Raw genomic sequence first — 15,935 nt, 5'->3', positions numbered from 1 at the left:
GCGCACGACGTGGCCCGGACAACACCCGGCGGAAATGGTTCGCCAGTCGTTTTGCCGAGGTGAGATCCTGGGATCCGTATGTCCACGACTCCTGCCCCCGCCCTGCCCGCCCTCCTGGAGCGGCTCCCCGAGCTGATGCTGCGCGACCAGCAGCGGCTGGGGCGCCGCCTCGACGGCGCCCGCCGGATCCGCAAGCCCGAGGCCCGAGCGGCCGTCCTCGGCGAGATCGCCGAGGACGTCGAGCGGGCGGAGGCGCGGGTCGCGAACCGCCGCGCCGCCGTGCCGGACATCACCTATCCGGAAGAACTGCCGGTCAGCCAGAAGAGGGACGACATCCTCGCGGCCGTCCGCGATCACCAGGTGGTGATCGTCGCGGGCGAGACCGGCTCCGGGAAGACGACGCAGATCCCCAAGATCTGTATGGAGCTGGGCCGTGGCGTCAAAGGGCTGATCGGCCATACCCAGCCCCGCCGGATCGCGGCCCGCACGGTCGCCGAGCGCATCGCGGACGAGATCGGGACGCCGCTCGGCGAATCGGTCGGCTGGAAGGTCCGCTTCACCGATCAGGTGAGCCAGGACACCCACATCAAGCTGATGACGGACGGCATCCTGCTGGCCGAGATCCAGACCGACCGCGAGCTGCGCCAGTACGACACGATCATCATCGACGAGGCCCATGAGCGCAGCCTCAACATCGACTTCCTGCTCGGCTATCTGGCCCAGCTCCTCCCCCGCCGCCCCGACCTCAAGGTCGTGATCACCTCCGCGACCATCGACCCGGAGCGCTTCTCCCGCCATTTCGGCGACGCGCCGATCGTCGAGGTCAGCGGGCGCACGTATCCGGTCGAGGTGCGCTACCGGCCGCTGCTGGAGGAGGGCGGCGAGGACAGCGACCGGGACCAGATCACCGCGATCTGCGACGCGGTGGACGAGCTGCAGGCCGAGGGGCCGGGCGACATCCTCGTCTTCCTCTCCGGCGAGCGGGAGATCCGGGACACGGCCGACGCGCTGAACAAGAAGCAGCTGAAGTCCACCGAGGTGCTGCCGCTGTACGCACGGCTGTCGCACGCCGAGCAGCACCGGGTCTTCCAGAGACACACCGGCCGCCGGATCGTCCTCGCCACGAACGTCGCGGAGACCTCGCTGACCGTCCCCGGTATCCGGTACGTGATCGACCCGGGCACGGCCAGGATCTCCCGCTACAGCCACCGCACCAAGGTCCAGCGGCTGCCCATCGAGCCGGTCTCGCAGGCCAGCGCCAACCAGCGCAAGGGCCGCTGCGGCCGGACCAGCGACGGCATCTGCGTCCGGCTGTACTCCGAGGACGACTTCCTCACCCGCCCGGAGTTCACGGACGCCGAGATCCTCCGTACCAACCTGGCCTCCGTCATCCTCCAGATGACCGCGGCGGGCCTCGGCGACATCGAGAAGTTCCCGTTCATCGACCCGCCCGACCGGCGCAACATCAAGGACGGCGTCCAGCTCCTGGAGGAGCTGCACGCGCTGGACGGCAAGCAGAAGGACCCGCGCAAGCGGCTCACCCAGACGGGGCGGAAGCTGGCCCAGCTGCCGGTGGACCCGCGGCTGGCCCGGATGGTGCTGGAGGCGGAGCGCAACGGCTGCGTCCGCGAGGTCATGGTGATCGCGGCGGCGCTGTCCATCCAGGACCCGCGCGAGCGCCCCTCCGACAAGCAGCAGCAGGCGGATCAGCAGCACGCCCGCTTCAAGGACGAGTCGAGCGACTTCCTGGCCTTCCTCAACCTGTGGAAGTACATCCGGGAGCGGCAGAAGGAGCTGTCCTCGTCCGCGTTCCGCCGCATGTGCCGCAACGAGTACCTGAACTATCTGCGCATACGCGAGTGGCAGGACATCTACAGCCAGCTGCGCACGGTCACCAAGACCATGGACATCCAGCTGTCCGAGCAGGACGCGGCGCCGGACCACATCCACACCTCGCTGCTGTCCGGGCTGCTGTCCCACGTGGGTCTGAAGGACACCGAGAAGAACGACTACGTGGGCGCGCGCAGCGCCAAGTTCGCCGTGTTCCCCGGTTCGGCGCTGTTCAAGAAGCCGCCGCGCTGGGTGATGTCGGCGGAGCTGGTCGAGACGTCCCGGCTGTGGGCGCGGGTCAACGCGAAGATCGAGCCGGAGTGGATCGAGCCGCTGGCCCAGCACCTGGTCAAGCGCACCTACAGCGAGCCGCACTGGGAGCAGAAGCAGGCGGCGGTGATGGCGTACGAGCGGGTCACGCTGTACGGCGTCCCGATCGTCGCCCAGCGGAAGGTCAACTACGGCCGGATCGACCCGGAGACCAGCCGCGACCTGTTCATCCGCAACGCCCTGGTCGAGGGCGACTGGCGTACCCACCACCAGTTCTTCCAGGACAACCGGAAGCTGCTGGGCGAGGTGGAGGAGCTGGAGCACCGGGCCCGGCGCCGCGACATCCTGGTGGACGACGAGACGCTGTTCGACTTCTACGACCAGCGGCTCCCGGAACATGTGGTGTCCGGGGCGCACTTCGACTCCTGGTGGAAGCACAAGCGCCGGGACGAGCCGGAGCTTCTCAACTTCGAGAAGTCGATGCTCATCAACGAACGGGCGCAGGGCGTCACCAAGGACGCGTATCCGGACTCCTGGCGTCAGGGGAAGCTCAAGTTCAAGGTGACGTACCAGTTCGAGCCGGGGGCGGACGCGGACGGCGTGACCGTCCACATCCCGCTCCAGGTGCTCAACCAGGTCACCCCGGACGGCTTCGACTGGCAGATCCCCGGGCTGCGCGAGGACCTGGTCACCGAGCTGATCCGGTCGCTGCCCAAGCCGGTGCGCCGCCACTACGTCCCGGCGCCGAACTACGCCCAGCGCTTCCTGGACGGGACCGTGCCTCTCCAGGAGCCGCTGACGGCCGCGCTGGGCCGCGAGCTGCACCGGATGGTGGGGGTGCGGATCGAGCCGGAGGACTGGGACCCGGCCAAGGTCCCCGACCATCTGAAGATCACCTTCCGGGTGGTCGACGAGCGGCGCCGCAAGCTCGCCGAGGACAAGGACCTGGAGGCGCTCAAGCAGCGGCTGCGGCCGAAGACCCGGGCCGCGATCTCCAAGGCGTTCGAGTCCTCGGAGGAGGGCGCCGGCATCGAGCAGCGCGGCGGGCTGACCTCATGGACGGTCGGCACGCTCCCGCGCACCTTCGAGACCCGCCGCGGCGGCCAGCCGGTCAAGGCGTATCCGGCGCTGGTGGACGAGGGCGCGTCGGTGGCGCTGCGGCTCTTCGACACCGAGCCGGAGCAGCGGCAGGCGATGTGGCGGGGCGTCCGGCGGCTGATCCTGCTCCAGCTGCCGTCCAACCCGGCGAAGTTCGCGCAAGGGCAGCTGACCAACCAGGCCAAGCTGGCGCTCTCCAGCAGCCCGCACGGCAGCATCGCGGCGCTCTTCGAGGACTGCGTGTCCGCCGCCGCCGACCGGCTCATCGCCGCCCGCGGCGGCCCGGCGTGGGACGAGGAATCGTTCCGCAAGCTCTTCGACGCGGTACGGGCCGACATCGCGGACGCCACGCTGGACACCGTCCGGAAGGTGCAGGAGGTGCTGGCGGCCTGGCAGGCGTGTGAGCGCCGGCTGAAGGGCATCAAGAGCCCGGTGCTGCTGCCGTCCCTCGCGGACGTCCGGGAACAGCTCTCGGAGCTGATGAAACCGGGCTTCGTGACCGCGCACGGGGTACGCCGCCTCCCGGACCTCATGCGCTATCTGGTGGCCGTGGACCGCCGGCTCCAGCAGCTCCCCACCCACGCCGAGCGGGACCGCACCCGGATGGCGAAGGTCAAGGAGATGCGGGACGAGTACGCCTGGCTGCTGGAGCAGTTCCCGGCGGGCCGCCCGGTGCCCGCGGAGGCGCTGGAGATCCGCTGGATGATCGAGGAGCTGCGGGTCAGCTACTTCGCGCATGCCCTGGGCACGGCCTATCCGGTCTCCGACAAGCGCATCGTGAAGGCCATCGACGCGGTGGCGCCGTAGCCGTTCCCCGGCCTCCGGCGCCGCCCGACGGGCCGGGCGGGCGCGAGTTCGACCGCACCCCCTGACCTGCTGTAGAGTCTGTGACGCACCACAGCGAAGCACACAGCGAAAAGGCTGTGGAGCGTCACTGATGGTCCTGTGGAGCAGTTTGGAGTGCTCGCCACCCTGTCAAGGTGGAGGCCGCGGGTTCAAATCCCGTCAGGACCGCACAACACACCGAAGGCCCGGATCCGCACAAGGATCCGGGCCTTCGGTCGTCTTGACGGCGGCCCGCACCCGGCGGTACCCAGGCTTAAAGGTGGCGGGGAAGTGGCCGGGAGGTGCGGGCACATGACGACGACCGCGAAACATGAGATCCGGGCGCTTCTGCGGGCCCATCTGGCGGCCGCCGCGGGCTACCGCCACTTCACCCGGCACTGCCCGGTCTGCCATCGGCTGCTGCGGCTGGCGATGGAGCCCGCGCCGCCCGCGCCGCCTGTGGAGCCCGTGGAGCTCGTGGAGCCTGTGGAGCCGACGCCTGCCGGGCCGTCGGCCGAGGAGGCTTCACCGGCACGCTCCGACGGATCATCAACTCGGTAAGCCATTACCGCAGTTCCGCGGAAATCGACAAGCGTTGAACTGTGTGACGGGAGTCACCGGACGCGATCCGAGAGTGGGGGAACTTACACCCGTCTCACAACAGGTCAATTTAATATGTGCAATTGCACCCTCTGTCCGAGCCATTCCCCGTCCCCCTCGTCGCCCCCTGTCCCCTACCCCTCGCGGGCCGTCAAGAAGCTCCCCAGCCCCGTCCGGAACCAGCCCGGATCACCTGTGAACCGCCTGTGGACCGGCCGCGGACCGCCGCCACGCGGGCATAAAAAAGATCGCGCTGGACCCGGCGGAGTCCAGCGCGATCTACGACGCACCCATGTCGAGCGGTGATGGCCTGTTGGGGCAGGCACCCGTCGTGGTGGAGCCATACAGGCGAAAGCCGGGCTGGGGGGCCCGGATATGCCCGGTTATGCGGTTGTTCAGGCCTCGCTGCGCTGCTGCGGGATGCCCGCGAGAAGTGCACGGACCTCCGCTTCGCGGTAGCGCCGGTGCCCTCCAAGCGTGCGGATGGACGTGAGCTTGCCTGCCTTGGCCCAGCGCGTGACCGTCTTCGGGTCCACACGGAACATGGTGGCAACCTCAGCCGGGGTCAGCAGCGGCTCGGCATCAGGGGTGCGAGCGGTCATGAGCGGCCTCCTCGGGAGAACCGAACCATCACGGTTCTTTCCTCTAAATTCTGCACCTTGACCCGCGTTGCCCGAAATGGCGGACGCGGGCCGAGTCGGTTATAGGACGAACGGCTTGTCCTCGGCACTACAACTACACCATCTGTCCAGCCGCGTCGGCCAAACCGATGGAATTGCCCTCTCAGGTGTCCAACCTCGACGGAAGCCGATGGACCATGCCATAACGGACAGTCACACGACCGTGACGATCAGTCACAACAGGATCAGAGGTATCAGATCCGCCAAAGAGTGCAATACCGATGAATCCGCCCAGACTTGGGCGGAAGGAGAACTTCCCGGACTCCTTGTCCTATTTTGACACGAGGATGGGGGATTGCCGCAAGGCCCGCAGTCAGTGCTTTAGATCACGATTGACGTAATGGCCCGGATCGGGACCTACGTCCCCCACTCCGGCTCTGACGTACCCGACCGCCCGATGGATCCGTTTTCCCCGGATCCGATCAGCCTCAGCTGGCGTTCTGCCGGCCCCGGATCTCGCTCCACCGATCAGTCAGCCGCTCATATGCGCTGCCCGCACGCTCCCCGTCCCCGTCCTTCAGTGCCGCAAGCCCTTCCGCCACATCCGCCGCCGAGCGGTCGTCCTCCAGCTGTCCGGCGGGCATCACGTGCACCAGACCGCCGTAGTCCAGTTCGACCAGCGACCGCGGATGGAATTCCTCCAGCCAGCGGCCCACGTCGACCAGGCCGTCGATCAGCGGCCCCTCGCCGAGAGCCTCCTTGAGCACCTTAAGCCCGCGCGCGACCCGCCGCCTGGCCTGGACCATCGGGGTGCGGTAACGCAAGATGAGGCCCTCGTCACCCTTGGTGTACTCGCGCTCCTCGTCGGCGAAGAGCACGAACCAGCGGACCGGGACATGCCAGGTCGCCGAGCGGATCCACGGGCGGGCGTCCGGGTTGCGCTCCAGCCACTGCTCGTAGTCCGAGGCGGCCTGCCGACGCACCACGGGGGGCAGCGCGGCATCCAGGAGGGGGCCGGGAAGGCGCTCGGGCAGCTCTTCCAGGGCCAACCAGCCGCGCAGCCGCGTCCGCCACGGACAGACGCATGTGACGCCGTCCACGACCGCCACAAAGGCGTCCGCGCTCTCGTGCACCGGAACCGGCACCGGAGGCACCGGCAGCAGGTCGGCGAGCGAGCGCCGCAGCTCGTCCTGTGAGCCGGGAAGGTCGTCGCGCTTGGCGTAGGTCGCCCAGTGCGTGCGCTCCGGTTCGGGAAAAGCGGCCAGCGGCTCATAGACACGGAGATACGCCGCATACGGGACAATCACCGAAGACGCCAAGGTCACACGCGCTCCCTCAAGGCCGATACCACCGCCAGGAGTTGCCTACCCCCTGCTCTCCGCATCGTCCCATGACCACCATCCGGACTCGGCGGGGACATGGCCGCTCCCGCGCCCCTCCAGGGCTTACGCTCGTGGCCACCGGCCCTCCCCACCAGCACGGAGGGCCTTACCCGACCTATGGGAGTCACCACCGTGACCGACGTACGTCACACCGTCAGCGTCGACGGTCCGACGGAGAGTCGCGTGCCGAACCACCCTCTCTCACCCCTGTCGATACTGTTCCGCAGCGATCTCGGCGGCCATGAGCAGGTCCTGCTCTGCCAAGACCGGGAGAGCGGCCTGAAGGCTGTCGTCGCGATCCACTCGACCGCCCTGGGCCCCGCGCTCGGCGGCACCCGGTTCCACGCGTACAGCGCCGAGGAGCACCCCGAGGAAGCGGCGGTCGTCGACGCGCTCAACCTCGCCCGCGGCATGTCCTACAAGAACGCGCTTGCCGGGCTCGACCACGGCGGCGGCAAGGCCGTGATCCTCGGCGATCCCGAAGAGATCAAGACCGAAGCGCTGCTGCTCGCCTACGGCCGTTTCGTGGCCTCCCTGGGCGGCCGCTACGTCACCGCCTGCGACGTGGGCACCTACGTCGCCGACATGGACGTCGTCGCCCGCGAGTGCCCCTGGACCACCGGCCGCTCCCCCGAGAACGGCGGCGCCGGGGACTCCTCGGTGCTGACCGCCTACGGCGTCTTCCAGGGCATGCGGGCCAGCGCCCGCGCCTCCTGGGGCACGCCCACGCTGCGCGGCCGCCGGGTCGGCATCGCGGGCGTCGGCAAGGTCGGCCACCACCTGGTGGAGCATCTGCTGGAGGACGGCGCCGAGGTCGTCGTCACCGATGTGCGCGCCGAGTCGGTCGACCGGGTACTGGCCCGCCACCCCCGGATCGAGGCGGTCCGGGACACCGGTGCGCTGATCCGCGCCGATCTCGACGTCTACGCGCCCTGCGCGCTCGGCGGCGCGCTGGACGACGACACGGTGCCCGCCCTCACCGCGAAGGTGGTGTGCGGCGCGGCCAACAACCAGCTCGCCCACCCGGGCGTCGAGAAGGACCTCGCCGACCGCGGGATCCTCTACGCACCGGACTACGTGGTGAACGCGGGCGGTGTGATCCAGGTCGCGGACGAACTGCACGGGTTCGACTTCGAGCGGGCCAAGGCCAAGGCGTCAAAGATCTTTGACACGACTTTGGCCATTTTTGATCGGGCCCGGACCGATGGCATTCCGCCAGCGGCCGCCGCCGACCGGCTCGCCGAACACCGTATGGCGGAGGGCCACGGCGCCACGTGAGTGTCGCCTGAGCACCGCCTGAGCGCCGCCCGGGGGACACTCGGGCGTCGCCCGGGCGTGACGTGATCGGTGCTGGACCCACCGCCGTGGCCGCCGCGACAGGCCGTACGGGGAGCCGGGAACGGCCTTCGGAACGGGGCCGGATCGGGCGGTGAAAGACCCCTCGGCGAGACATCCCTCACCACCCGTCGGCGGGTCGGCCCACGAGACAGGTTAAAATCGCAGCTGACCAGCGGGGACGGGGCGCCCCGCGGGTTCTGCCTCGTGGCACGTCGTGCGGGCGACGTACCGTACGGCCACAGAAGCAGGTACCGTTGAAGCCCTACGGACCGGTCTCTCTTTGGGGAGTCCGCTCCAATTCATGAACGTGAACGCGTGTCAAGACTCTGGGGCCGTCGAGCCCCGTCGTTGAGGGGGTCGAGCCATGGGGCGCGGCCGGGCCAAGGCCAAGCAGACGAAGGTCGCCCGCCAGCTGAAGTACAACAGCGGCGGGACGGACCTCTCACGCCTGGCCGAGGAGCTGGGCGCATCGCCGACATCGAACCAGCCGCCGAATGGCGAGCCGTTCGAGGATGACGATGAGCTGGACGATGACCCGTACGCACAGTACGCGGATCTGTACAACGACGATGACGACGAGGACGACGAACGGTCGGACCCGTCCGCGCAGCGTCGCCGCGCCTGAACGTGCATCCCCGCATCCCGCGGGGATGATCCACGTTCCAGGCGCTCGGCTTTCGCCGCACCTCCGCCGGTCCGGGGCACCCGCCTCGGACCGGCTTCTGTGCTGTCCGCGCGCCGGACGCACCGGGCGCGGCGGGCCTCAGCTCGCGTAGTCACCGGTCAGCGTCACCGCTTCCGTGTCACCGGCCGTGCGGTCGGTGATCTCGCCGCTGACCCAGGCGTCCACCCCGCGGTCCGCCAGGGTCGCGAGCGCGACGTCCACCGACTCGCCCGGCACGACGGCCATCATGCCGACGCCCATGTTCAGGGTCTTCTCCAGCTCCAGCCGCTCGACCGAGCCGAGCCGCCCCACCAGGTCGAAGATCGCGTCGGGGGTCCAGGCCGAGCGGTCCACCACCGCGCGCAAGTCCTCCGGGATGACCCGGGCCAGGTTGTTGGCGAGCCCGCCGCCGGTGATGTGCGAGAAGGCGTGCACCTCGGTGGTCCGGGTGAGGGCGAGGCAGTCCAGCGAGTAGATCCGGGTCGGCTCCAGCAGCTCCTCCCCCAGCGTCCGGCCCAGCTCCGGCACCTCGCGGTCCAGCGCCCAGCCGGCCCGGTCGAAGAGCACATGGCGGACCAGTGAGTACCCGTTCGAGTGAAGTCCGGACGAGGCCATGGCGATCACCACGTCCCCCGTACGGATGCGATCCGCGCCCAGCACCGCGTCCGCCTCGACCACGCCCGTACCGGCCCCGGCGACGTCGAAATCATCGGCGCCCAGCAGCCCCGGGTGCTCGGCGGTCTCGCCGCCCACCAGGGCGCAGCCCGCGAGGGCACAGCCCTCGGCGATGCCCTTCACGAGGGCGGCGACCCGCTCCGGGTGGACCTTGCCGACGCAGATGTAGTCGGTCATGAACAGCGGCTCGGCGCCGCACACGACCAGGTCGTCCACGACCATGCCGACCAGGTCGTGGCCGACCGTGTCGTACACGCCCATCCGCCGCGCGATGTCCACCTTGGTGCCCACGCCGTCGGTCGCGGACGCCAGCAGCGGGCGGCGGTAGCGGGCGAGCGCGGAGGCGTCGAAGAGGCCGGCGAAGCCGCCGAGGCCGCCCACGACCTCGGGCCGGGTCGCCTTCTTGACCCACTCCTTCATCAGCTCGACGGCGTGGTCGCCCGCCTCGATGTCGACGCCCGCGGCGGCGTAGCTGGCACCAGTGGACTCAGACATGACCTTGAGTTCTTTCGTTTCGGAAATGCGCGTGACGAGGGCCGGGACCTACGGGCGGCGGAGCGCGTCGGCGCCGCCGACACCGGCGGTCAGCGTCCGCACGCCATCGGCGTCGGCGCTGCTCCGGCCCTGCGTCTCCGACTCCAGCAGATGCTTGCCCATCAGCTCCGGGTCCGGCAGATCCATCGGGTACTCGCCGTCGAAGCAGGCGCGGCACAGATTCGGCTTGGCGATCGTGGTCGCCTCGATCATGCCGTCCGTGGAGATGTACGAGAGCGAGTCGGCGCCCAGCGACTTGCCGATCTCCTCGGTCGACAGACCGTTGGCGATCAGCTCGGCGCGGGTCGCGAAGTCGATGCCGAAGAAGCAGGGCCACTTGATGGGCGGGCTGCTGATCCGGATGTGTACTTCCAGCGCACCGGCCTCGCGGAGCATCCGCACCAGGGCCCGCTGGGTGTTGCCGCGGACGATCGAGTCGTCCACGACCACCAGCCGCTTGCCCCGGATGACCTCCTTGAGGGGGTTCAGCTTCAGCCGGATGCCGAGCTGCCGGATGGTCTGCGAGGGCTGGATGAAGGTCCGGCCGACGTAGGCGTTCTTGACCAGCCCGGAGCCGTACGGAATCCCGCTCGCCTCGGCGTACCCGACGGCGGCCGGGGTGCCGGACTCCGGCGTCGCTATGACGAGGTCCGCGTCGGCCGGGGCCTCCTTGGCCAGCTTGCGGCCCATCTCCACGCGGGAGAGGTAGACGTTGCGGCCCGCGATGTCGGTGTCCGGGCGCGCCAGGTACACGTACTCGAAGACACAGCCCTTGGGCCGGGCCTGGGAGAACGTCGTGGAGCGCAGGCCGTTCTCGTCGATCGCGACCATCTCGCCGGGCTCGATCTCCCGGATGAAGGACGCGCCCACGATGTCGAGGGCCGCCGTCTCCGACGCCACCACCCAGCCGCGCTCCAGGCGGCCGAGCACCAGCGGGCGGATGCCCTGGGGGTCCCGGGCGGCGTACAGCGTGTGCTCGTCCATGAAGCAGAGGCTGAAAGCGCCCTTGACTTTCGGCAGCACGATCGGAGCGGCCTGCTCGACCGTCAGCGCCTTGCCGTCCTCGTCGACCTGCCCCGCGAGCAGGGCGGTGACCAGGTCGGTGTCGTTGGTGGCCGCGACCTGGGTGGCCCGGCCCTTGTCTCTGGGCAGAGCCTCGACCAGCTCCGCCAGCTCGGCGGTGTTGACCAGATTCCCGTTGTGGCCCAGCGCGATCGAGCCGTGGGCGGTCGCCCGGAACGTCGGCTGCGCGTTCTCCCACACCGAGGCTCCGGTGGTGGAGTAGCGGGCATGACCGACCGCGATGTGGCCCAGCAGGGAGCCGAGGGAGGTCTCGTCGAAGACTTGTGAGACCAGGCCCATGTCCTTGAAGACGAGGATCTGGGAGCCGTTGCTCACTGCGATGCCCGCGGACTCCTGACCGCGGTGCTGCAGCGCATACAGCCCGAAATAGGTGAGTTTGGCGACCTCTTCGCCCGGCGCCCAGACTCCGAAGACGCCGCAAGCGTCCTGGGGGCCCTTCTCGCCGGGGAGCAGGTCGTGGCTGAGTCGTCCGTCACCACGTGGCACGGCATCGAGTCTAGGCCAGTTCCGCTGTGCGTCCGAACGAGGGACCCGATGGGGGGCGTATGTCACATGTGCGGACGCCCGCTCCCGGCCTCCCCCGACCCCGGATCGGGCCTGCGTACGGCGGCATCCGGCGGGTCGCGGACATGCATGGCTGGGGCAAGGATCACACCTGGCGCGGCGCCGTGTCGCCGCCGCTTCCGCCGAGCACGGGGAGGTGTGCGGCGAGGTCCGCGCGCTCGCCGCTCGCCGTCACCTCACCTGCCTCCAGCGCCTCGGACCAGCCGGTCCGGCCGGTGGCCAGCCGGACCCAGGTCAGCGGGTCGGTCTCGACCACGTTCGGCGGCGTGCCGCGGGTGTGCCGGGGCCCCTCCACGCACTGCACGACGGCGAACGGCGGGATGCGCAGCTCGACCGACCCGCCGGGCGCCTTCGCCGCGAGGCCGTCGGCCAGCATCCGGACGGCGGTGGCCAGCGCCTGGCGGTCGTAGCGCACGTCCAGACCCGTGGCCGCCGCCAGGTCGTCGCTGTGGACGACCAGCTCGACGCAGCGGGTGACCAGGGCGTCGTCCGCGTCGCCCTGGTCACCCGCCGACGACAGCTGCGCGATCAGCTCGCGGACCGTCCGGCCGTCGGCCCGGGTGGGCGCGCCGAGCCGCTCCTCGTCCAGCCCCCGCACCGCCTCCCGGACGTGCTCCAGCTGCGCGGCCACGGCGGCGCGGGTCTTGGCGGGGTCGTACGTACGGGCGCGGGGGCGGGCACGGGGCGGCATGGCGCCGACCCTATCGACAGGCCGGTGGGGCCGACGGAGTATGGAGTAAAGGGGACAGAGAGGTATCTATCCGTATCTATAGACATGGAAGGTGTGAATGACCATGGGCGAGCACCCCGATGCCGCGGTGGTGCGCCGCGCGTGCACCGCGTTCCAGCAGGGCGACCTGGACACCCTCTCCACACTGGTGACGGCGGACGTCGTCCAGCATGTGCCCGGTGACAACATGCTCGCCGGACACCACAAGGGCCGCGACGCGTGCATGCAGCTGTGGCGCACCGAATACGAGGAGACCGGCGGCACGCTGCGGGTCGACATCGAGACGGTGATGCCCGACGGGCGCGGGCATGTGATCTCCGGCCATCGCTGCCGCGCCGAGCGCGGCAACCGCACGATGGACATGAAGACCGGGCTGTTCTTCACCATCGTCGGCGGAAAGATCACCGACATCGATCAGTGCGTCGAGGACATCGACGCCGCCAACGCCTTCTGGGGGAAGTGACCCCGGAGCACGTCGTGTGGCCCCGCCACCGGGGCGGGGCCACACGACGAGCGCGGCTCAGGCCAGCAGGCCCGGGATGGTCGCCTCGTAGGGCTCCCGCAGCTCCGCCAGCGGGATCGAGAACTGACCCTGGACGTCGATCGTCTCGCCGTCCACGACACCGATCCGGGTCGCGGGAAGCCCGCGCGCCCCGCACATGTCGTTGAAGCGGATCTCCTCGCTGCGCGGGACGGACACGACGGCCCGGCCCGCGGACTCGGAGAACAGCAGCACGAAGGGGTCCACGCCGTCGGGCACGACGAGCCGGGCGCCCTTGCCGCCGCGCAGGCACGACTCGGTCACGGCCTGGATCAGGCCGCCGTCGGACAGGTCGTGGGCCGCGTCCACCATGCCGTCGCGGGAGGCCGAGATCAGGATCTCGGCGAGCAGCCGCTCGCGCTCCAGGTCCACCTTCGGCGGCAGCCCGCCGAGGTGGTCGTGGATCACCTGCGACCAGGCCGAGCCGCTCAGCTCCTCGGCGGTGTCGCCGAGCAGGTACAGCAGCTGGCCCTCCTCGGCGAACGCCATCGGCGTGCGCCGCGCGACGTCGTCGATCACGCCGAGGACGGCGACGACCGGCGTCGGGTGGATGGCGGTCTCCCCGGTCTGGTTGTAGAGGGAGACATTGCCGCCGGTGACCGGGGTGCCCAGGGTCTGGCAGCCGTCCGCCAGGCCGCGGGTGGCCTCCGCGAACTGCCACATGACCGCGGGGTCCTCCGGCGAGCCGAAGTTGAGGCAGTTGGAGATCGCGAGCGGCTTGGCGCCGGACGCGGCGACGTTGCGGTAGGACTCGGCGAGGGCGAGCTGCGCGCCCGCGTACGGGTCGAGCTTGGCGTAGCGGCCGTTGCCGTCCGTGGCGACGGCGACGCCGAGCCCGGTCTCCTCGTCGACCCGGACCATGCCGGAGTCCTCGGGCTGGGCGAGCACCGTGTTGCCCTGCACGAAGCGGTCGTACTGGTCGGTGACCCAGGACTTGGACGCCTGGTTCGGGGAGGAGATCACGCGCAGCACCTGCGCGCGCAGCTCGTCCCCGGTGGCCGGGCGGGGCAGCTTGCCCGCGTCGTCGGCCTGGAGGGTGTCCTGCCAGTCGGGGCGGGCGTAGGGGCGCTCGTACACCGGGCCCTCGTGGGCGACGGTGCGCGGCGGCACGTCCACGATCTGCTCGCCGTGCCAGAAGATCTCCAGCCGCTCGCCGTCGGTGACCTCACCGATCACGGTGGCGATGACGTCCCACTTCTCGCAGATCTCCAGGAAGCGGTCGGCCTTCTCCGGCGTCACGATCGCGCACATGCGCTCCTGCGACTCGCTCATCAGGATCTCCTCGGGGGAGAGCGAGGAGTCGCGCAGCGGCACGGTGTCGAGCTCGACGCGCATGCCGCCGGAGCCGGCGCTGGCCAGCTCGCTGGTGGCGCAGGACAGACCGGCGCCGCCGAGGTCCTGAATGCCCTCGACCAGGTCTTCCTTGAAGATCTCCAGGGTGCACTCGATGAGCAGCTTCTCCTGGAACGGGTCGCCGACCTGGACGGCGGGGCGCTTGGTGGGCTTGCTGTCGTCGAAGGTCTCGGAGGCCAGCACGGAGACGCCGCCGATGCCGTCGCCGCCGGTGCGGGCGCCGTAGAGGATGACCTTGTTGCCCGTGCCGGACGCCTTGGCCAGGTGGATGTCCTCGTGCTTCATGACACCCACGCACAGGGCGTTGACCAGCGGGTTCCCCTGGTAGCAGGGGTCGAAGACGACCTCGCCGCCGATGTTGGGCAGGCCCAGGCAGTTGCCGTAGCCGCCGATGCCCGCGACGACACCGGGCAGCACCCGCTTGGTGTCGGGGTGGTCGGCGGCGCCGAACCGCAGCGGGTCCATCACGGCGACCGGGCGGGCGCCCATGGCGAGGATGTCGCGGACGATGCCGCCGACGCCGGTGGCCGCGCCCTGGTAGGGCTCGACGTACGAGGGGTGGTTGTGCGACTCGACCTTGAAGGTGACCGCGTACCCCTGGCCGACGTCGACCACGCCCGCGTTCTCGCCGATGCCGACGAGCAGGGCGTCGGTCTCGGGGGCCTTCTCGCCGAACTGCCGCAGATGGACCTTGCTCGACTTGTACGAGCAGTGCTCGGACCACATGACGGAGTACATGGCCAGCTCGGCGCCGGTGGGCCGGCGGCCCAGGATGGCGCGGATGCGCTCGTACTCGTCCTGCTTCAGTCCCAGCTCGGCCCAGGGCTGCGCGGTGTCCGGGCTCTGGGCGGCGTGCTTGGTGGTGTCCAGGGTCATGCGCTGACCAGCCTCTTGAGGATCGAGGTGAAGAAGCCGAGCCCATCGGTACGACCGGTGCCGATCAGCGGCTCGACGGCGTGCTCGGGGTGCGGCATGAGGCCGACGACATTGCCCTCCGCATTGGAGATCCCGGCGATGTCGCGCAGCGAGCCGTTGGGGTTCAGCTCCTCATAGCGGAAGACGACGCGCCCCTCGGCTTCGAGTTCATCGAGGACGCGCTCGTCGGCGACATAGCGGCCGTCGATGTTCTTCAGCGGGATGTCGATCTCCTGGCCCTGCTCATACGAGCGCGTCCAGGCCGTCTCCGCGTTTTCCACTCGCAACTTCTGGTCGCGGCAGATGAAGTGCAGATGGTTGTTGCGCAGCATCGCACCGGGGAGCAGATGGGTCTCGGTGAGAACCTGGAACCCATTGCAGATGCCAAGCACCGGCATACCCGCCTTCGCCTGGGCGATGACGGACTCCATTACCGGGGAGAAGCGGGAGATCGCTCCGGCTCGCAGATAGTCGCCGTAGGAGAAGCCGCCCGGCAGGATCACCGCGTCGACCTGCTTGAGGTCCTTGTCGCGGTGCCACAGCGGTACGGCTTCGAGACCGGCGGTACGGACCGCGCGCTGGGTGTCGCGGTCGTCGAGGGTTCCCGGGAAAGTGACGACTCCGACGCGTGCGGTCACGACTCCGCCTTTGCGGCGGTGCCGGCCTCGGCGGCCTCGACCTTCACATCGAAGTCCTCGATCACGGTGTTCGCGAGGAAGGTTTCGGCGATCTCATGGATACGGGCGAGGGCGGCGTCGTCGACCGGGCCCTCCACTTCGAGTTCAAAGCGCTTGCCCTGGCGGACGTCGGCGATGCCCTCGAAACCGAGGCGGGGCAGTGCGCGCTGCACCGCCTGGCCCTGGGGGTCGAGGATCTCCGGCTTGAGCATGACGTCGACTACGACGCGTGCCAC

Annotated in this window: 13 protein-coding genes and 1 tRNA gene; 6 read left to right on the top strand and 8 right to left on the bottom strand. The window is 69.8% G+C overall.

The window, feature by feature from the left end; genetic code table 11:
• Positions 1-78: 78 nt before the first annotated feature.
• From hrpA to ACZ59A_RS40530, 3 genes are all read left to right on the top strand, one after another.
• Complete coding sequence (gene hrpA / locus ACZ59A_RS40540; RefSeq protein WP_470969693.1) at positions 79-4,005, top strand: ATP-dependent RNA helicase HrpA; 3,927 nt, start codon at positions 79-81, stop codon at positions 4,003-4,005.
• 132 nt (positions 4,006-4,137) lie between these two features.
• Positions 4,138-4,212, top strand: a tRNA-Asp gene (locus ACZ59A_RS40535).
• A gap of 123 nt (positions 4,213-4,335) precedes the next feature.
• A complete protein-coding gene (locus tag ACZ59A_RS40530) occupies positions 4,336-4,584 on the top strand; it encodes a DUF6274 family protein (RefSeq protein ID WP_470969690.1) in 249 nt (82 codons plus the stop codon).
• Positions 4,585-5,018: 434 nt separating this feature from the next.
• On the opposite strand, the gene bldC is transcribed toward ACZ59A_RS40530, so the two are convergent.
• Positions 5,019-5,225: a developmental transcriptional regulator BldC gene (gene bldC, locus ACZ59A_RS40525; protein ID WP_003949541.1), complete on the bottom strand. Its 207-nt coding sequence runs from the start codon at positions 5,223-5,225 to the stop codon at positions 5,019-5,021.
• A gap of 506 nt (positions 5,226-5,731) precedes the next feature.
• On the bottom strand, positions 5,732-6,568 hold the full coding sequence (locus ACZ59A_RS40520) for a DUF8083 family protein (protein WP_468042675.1): 837 nt from the start codon (positions 6,566-6,568) through the stop codon (positions 5,732-5,734).
• 174 nt (positions 6,569-6,742) lie between these two features.
• Between ACZ59A_RS40520 and ACZ59A_RS40515 the strand changes: the two genes are divergently transcribed.
• Both ACZ59A_RS40515 and ACZ59A_RS40510 read left to right on the top strand, forming a co-directional pair.
• The gene (locus ACZ59A_RS40515; protein WP_470969686.1) at positions 6,743-7,903 is read left to right on the top strand and encodes a Leu/Phe/Val dehydrogenase; all 1,161 of its coding nucleotides are present in this window, start codon (positions 6,743-6,745) and stop codon (positions 7,901-7,903) included.
• Positions 7,904-8,327: 424 nt separating this feature from the next.
• Positions 8,328-8,588, top strand: coding sequence for a DUF3073 domain-containing protein (locus tag ACZ59A_RS40510; RefSeq protein WP_468941469.1), 261 nt, complete (start codon positions 8,328-8,330; stop codon positions 8,586-8,588).
• A 138-nt stretch (positions 8,589-8,726) separates the two neighbouring features.
• Here ACZ59A_RS40510 and purM read toward each other — a convergent pair whose 3' ends face one another.
• The 3 genes from purM to ACZ59A_RS40495 all read right to left on the bottom strand — a co-directional run bounded on the left by purM (position 8,727) and on the right by ACZ59A_RS40495 (position 12,174).
• Entirely contained in the window at positions 8,727-9,797 is a 1,071-nt protein-coding gene (gene purM, locus ACZ59A_RS40505; protein WP_470969683.1) for a phosphoribosylformylglycinamidine cyclo-ligase, read from the bottom strand.
• Between the two features lie 48 nt (positions 9,798-9,845).
• Positions 9,846-11,405 carry an amidophosphoribosyltransferase gene (gene purF / locus ACZ59A_RS40500; protein ID WP_470969680.1) on the bottom strand — a complete coding sequence of 520 codons (1,560 nt, stop codon included), beginning with the start codon at positions 11,403-11,405 and terminating at the stop codon, positions 9,846-9,848.
• 163 nt (positions 11,406-11,568) lie between these two features.
• Positions 11,569-12,174: a sterol carrier family protein gene (locus ACZ59A_RS40495; protein ID WP_470969678.1), complete on the bottom strand. Its 606-nt coding sequence runs from the start codon at positions 12,172-12,174 to the stop codon at positions 11,569-11,571.
• Between the two features lie 103 nt (positions 12,175-12,277).
• Between ACZ59A_RS40495 and ACZ59A_RS40490 the strand changes: the two genes are divergently transcribed.
• The gene (locus ACZ59A_RS40490) at positions 12,278-12,676 is read left to right on the top strand and encodes a nuclear transport factor 2 family protein (protein ID WP_470969675.1); all 399 of its coding nucleotides are present in this window, start codon (positions 12,278-12,280) and stop codon (positions 12,674-12,676) included.
• Between the two features lie 57 nt (positions 12,677-12,733).
• On the opposite strand, the gene purL is transcribed toward ACZ59A_RS40490, so the two are convergent.
• From purL to purS, 3 genes are read right to left on the bottom strand one after another with little or no spacing between them, the layout of a single operon-like run.
• Positions 12,734-14,983 carry a phosphoribosylformylglycinamidine synthase subunit PurL gene (gene purL, locus ACZ59A_RS40485; protein WP_470969672.1) on the bottom strand — a complete coding sequence of 750 codons (2,250 nt, stop codon included), beginning with the start codon at positions 14,981-14,983 and terminating at the stop codon, positions 12,734-12,736.
• On the bottom strand, positions 14,980-15,660 hold the full coding sequence (purQ, locus tag ACZ59A_RS40480) for a phosphoribosylformylglycinamidine synthase subunit PurQ (protein WP_470969669.1): 681 nt from the start codon (positions 15,658-15,660) through the stop codon (positions 14,980-14,982). The genes purL and purQ overlap by 4 nt, the downstream gene beginning before the upstream one ends.
• Entirely contained in the window at positions 15,657-15,935 is a 279-nt protein-coding gene (gene purS, locus ACZ59A_RS40475; protein WP_470969667.1) for a phosphoribosylformylglycinamidine synthase subunit PurS, read from the bottom strand. The genes purQ and purS overlap by 4 nt, the downstream gene beginning before the upstream one ends.

The organism is Streptomyces sp. NPDC040405, from assembly GCF_055595765.1.
This window is presented reverse-complemented; position numbering and strand designations above follow the sequence as displayed.

Coding starts and splice junctions, on each gene's coding strand:
- hrpA (WP_470969693.1), top strand. CDS start 79: ATGTCCACGACTCCTGCCCCCGCCCTGCCCGCCCTCCTGGAGCGGCTC.
- purM (WP_470969683.1), bottom strand. CDS start 9,797: ATGTCTGAGTCCACTGGTGCCAGCTACGCCGCCGCGGGCGTCGACATC.
- ACZ59A_RS40515 (WP_470969686.1), top strand. CDS start 6,743: ATGGGAGTCACCACCGTGACCGACGTACGTCACACCGTCAGCGTCGAC.
- ACZ59A_RS40490 (WP_470969675.1), top strand. CDS start 12,278: ATGGGCGAGCACCCCGATGCCGCGGTGGTGCGCCGCGCGTGCACCGCG.
- purL (WP_470969672.1), bottom strand. CDS start 14,983: ATGACCCTGGACACCACCAAGCACGCCGCCCAGAGCCCGGACACCGCG.
- ACZ59A_RS40495 (WP_470969678.1), bottom strand. CDS start 12,174: ATGCCGCCCCGTGCCCGCCCCCGCGCCCGTACGTACGACCCCGCCAAG.
- bldC (WP_003949541.1), bottom strand. CDS start 5,225: ATGACCGCTCGCACCCCTGATGCCGAGCCGCTGCTGACCCCGGCTGAG.
- ACZ59A_RS40530 (WP_470969690.1), top strand. CDS start 4,336: ATGACGACGACCGCGAAACATGAGATCCGGGCGCTTCTGCGGGCCCAT.
- ACZ59A_RS40510 (WP_468941469.1), top strand. CDS start 8,328: ATGGGGCGCGGCCGGGCCAAGGCCAAGCAGACGAAGGTCGCCCGCCAG.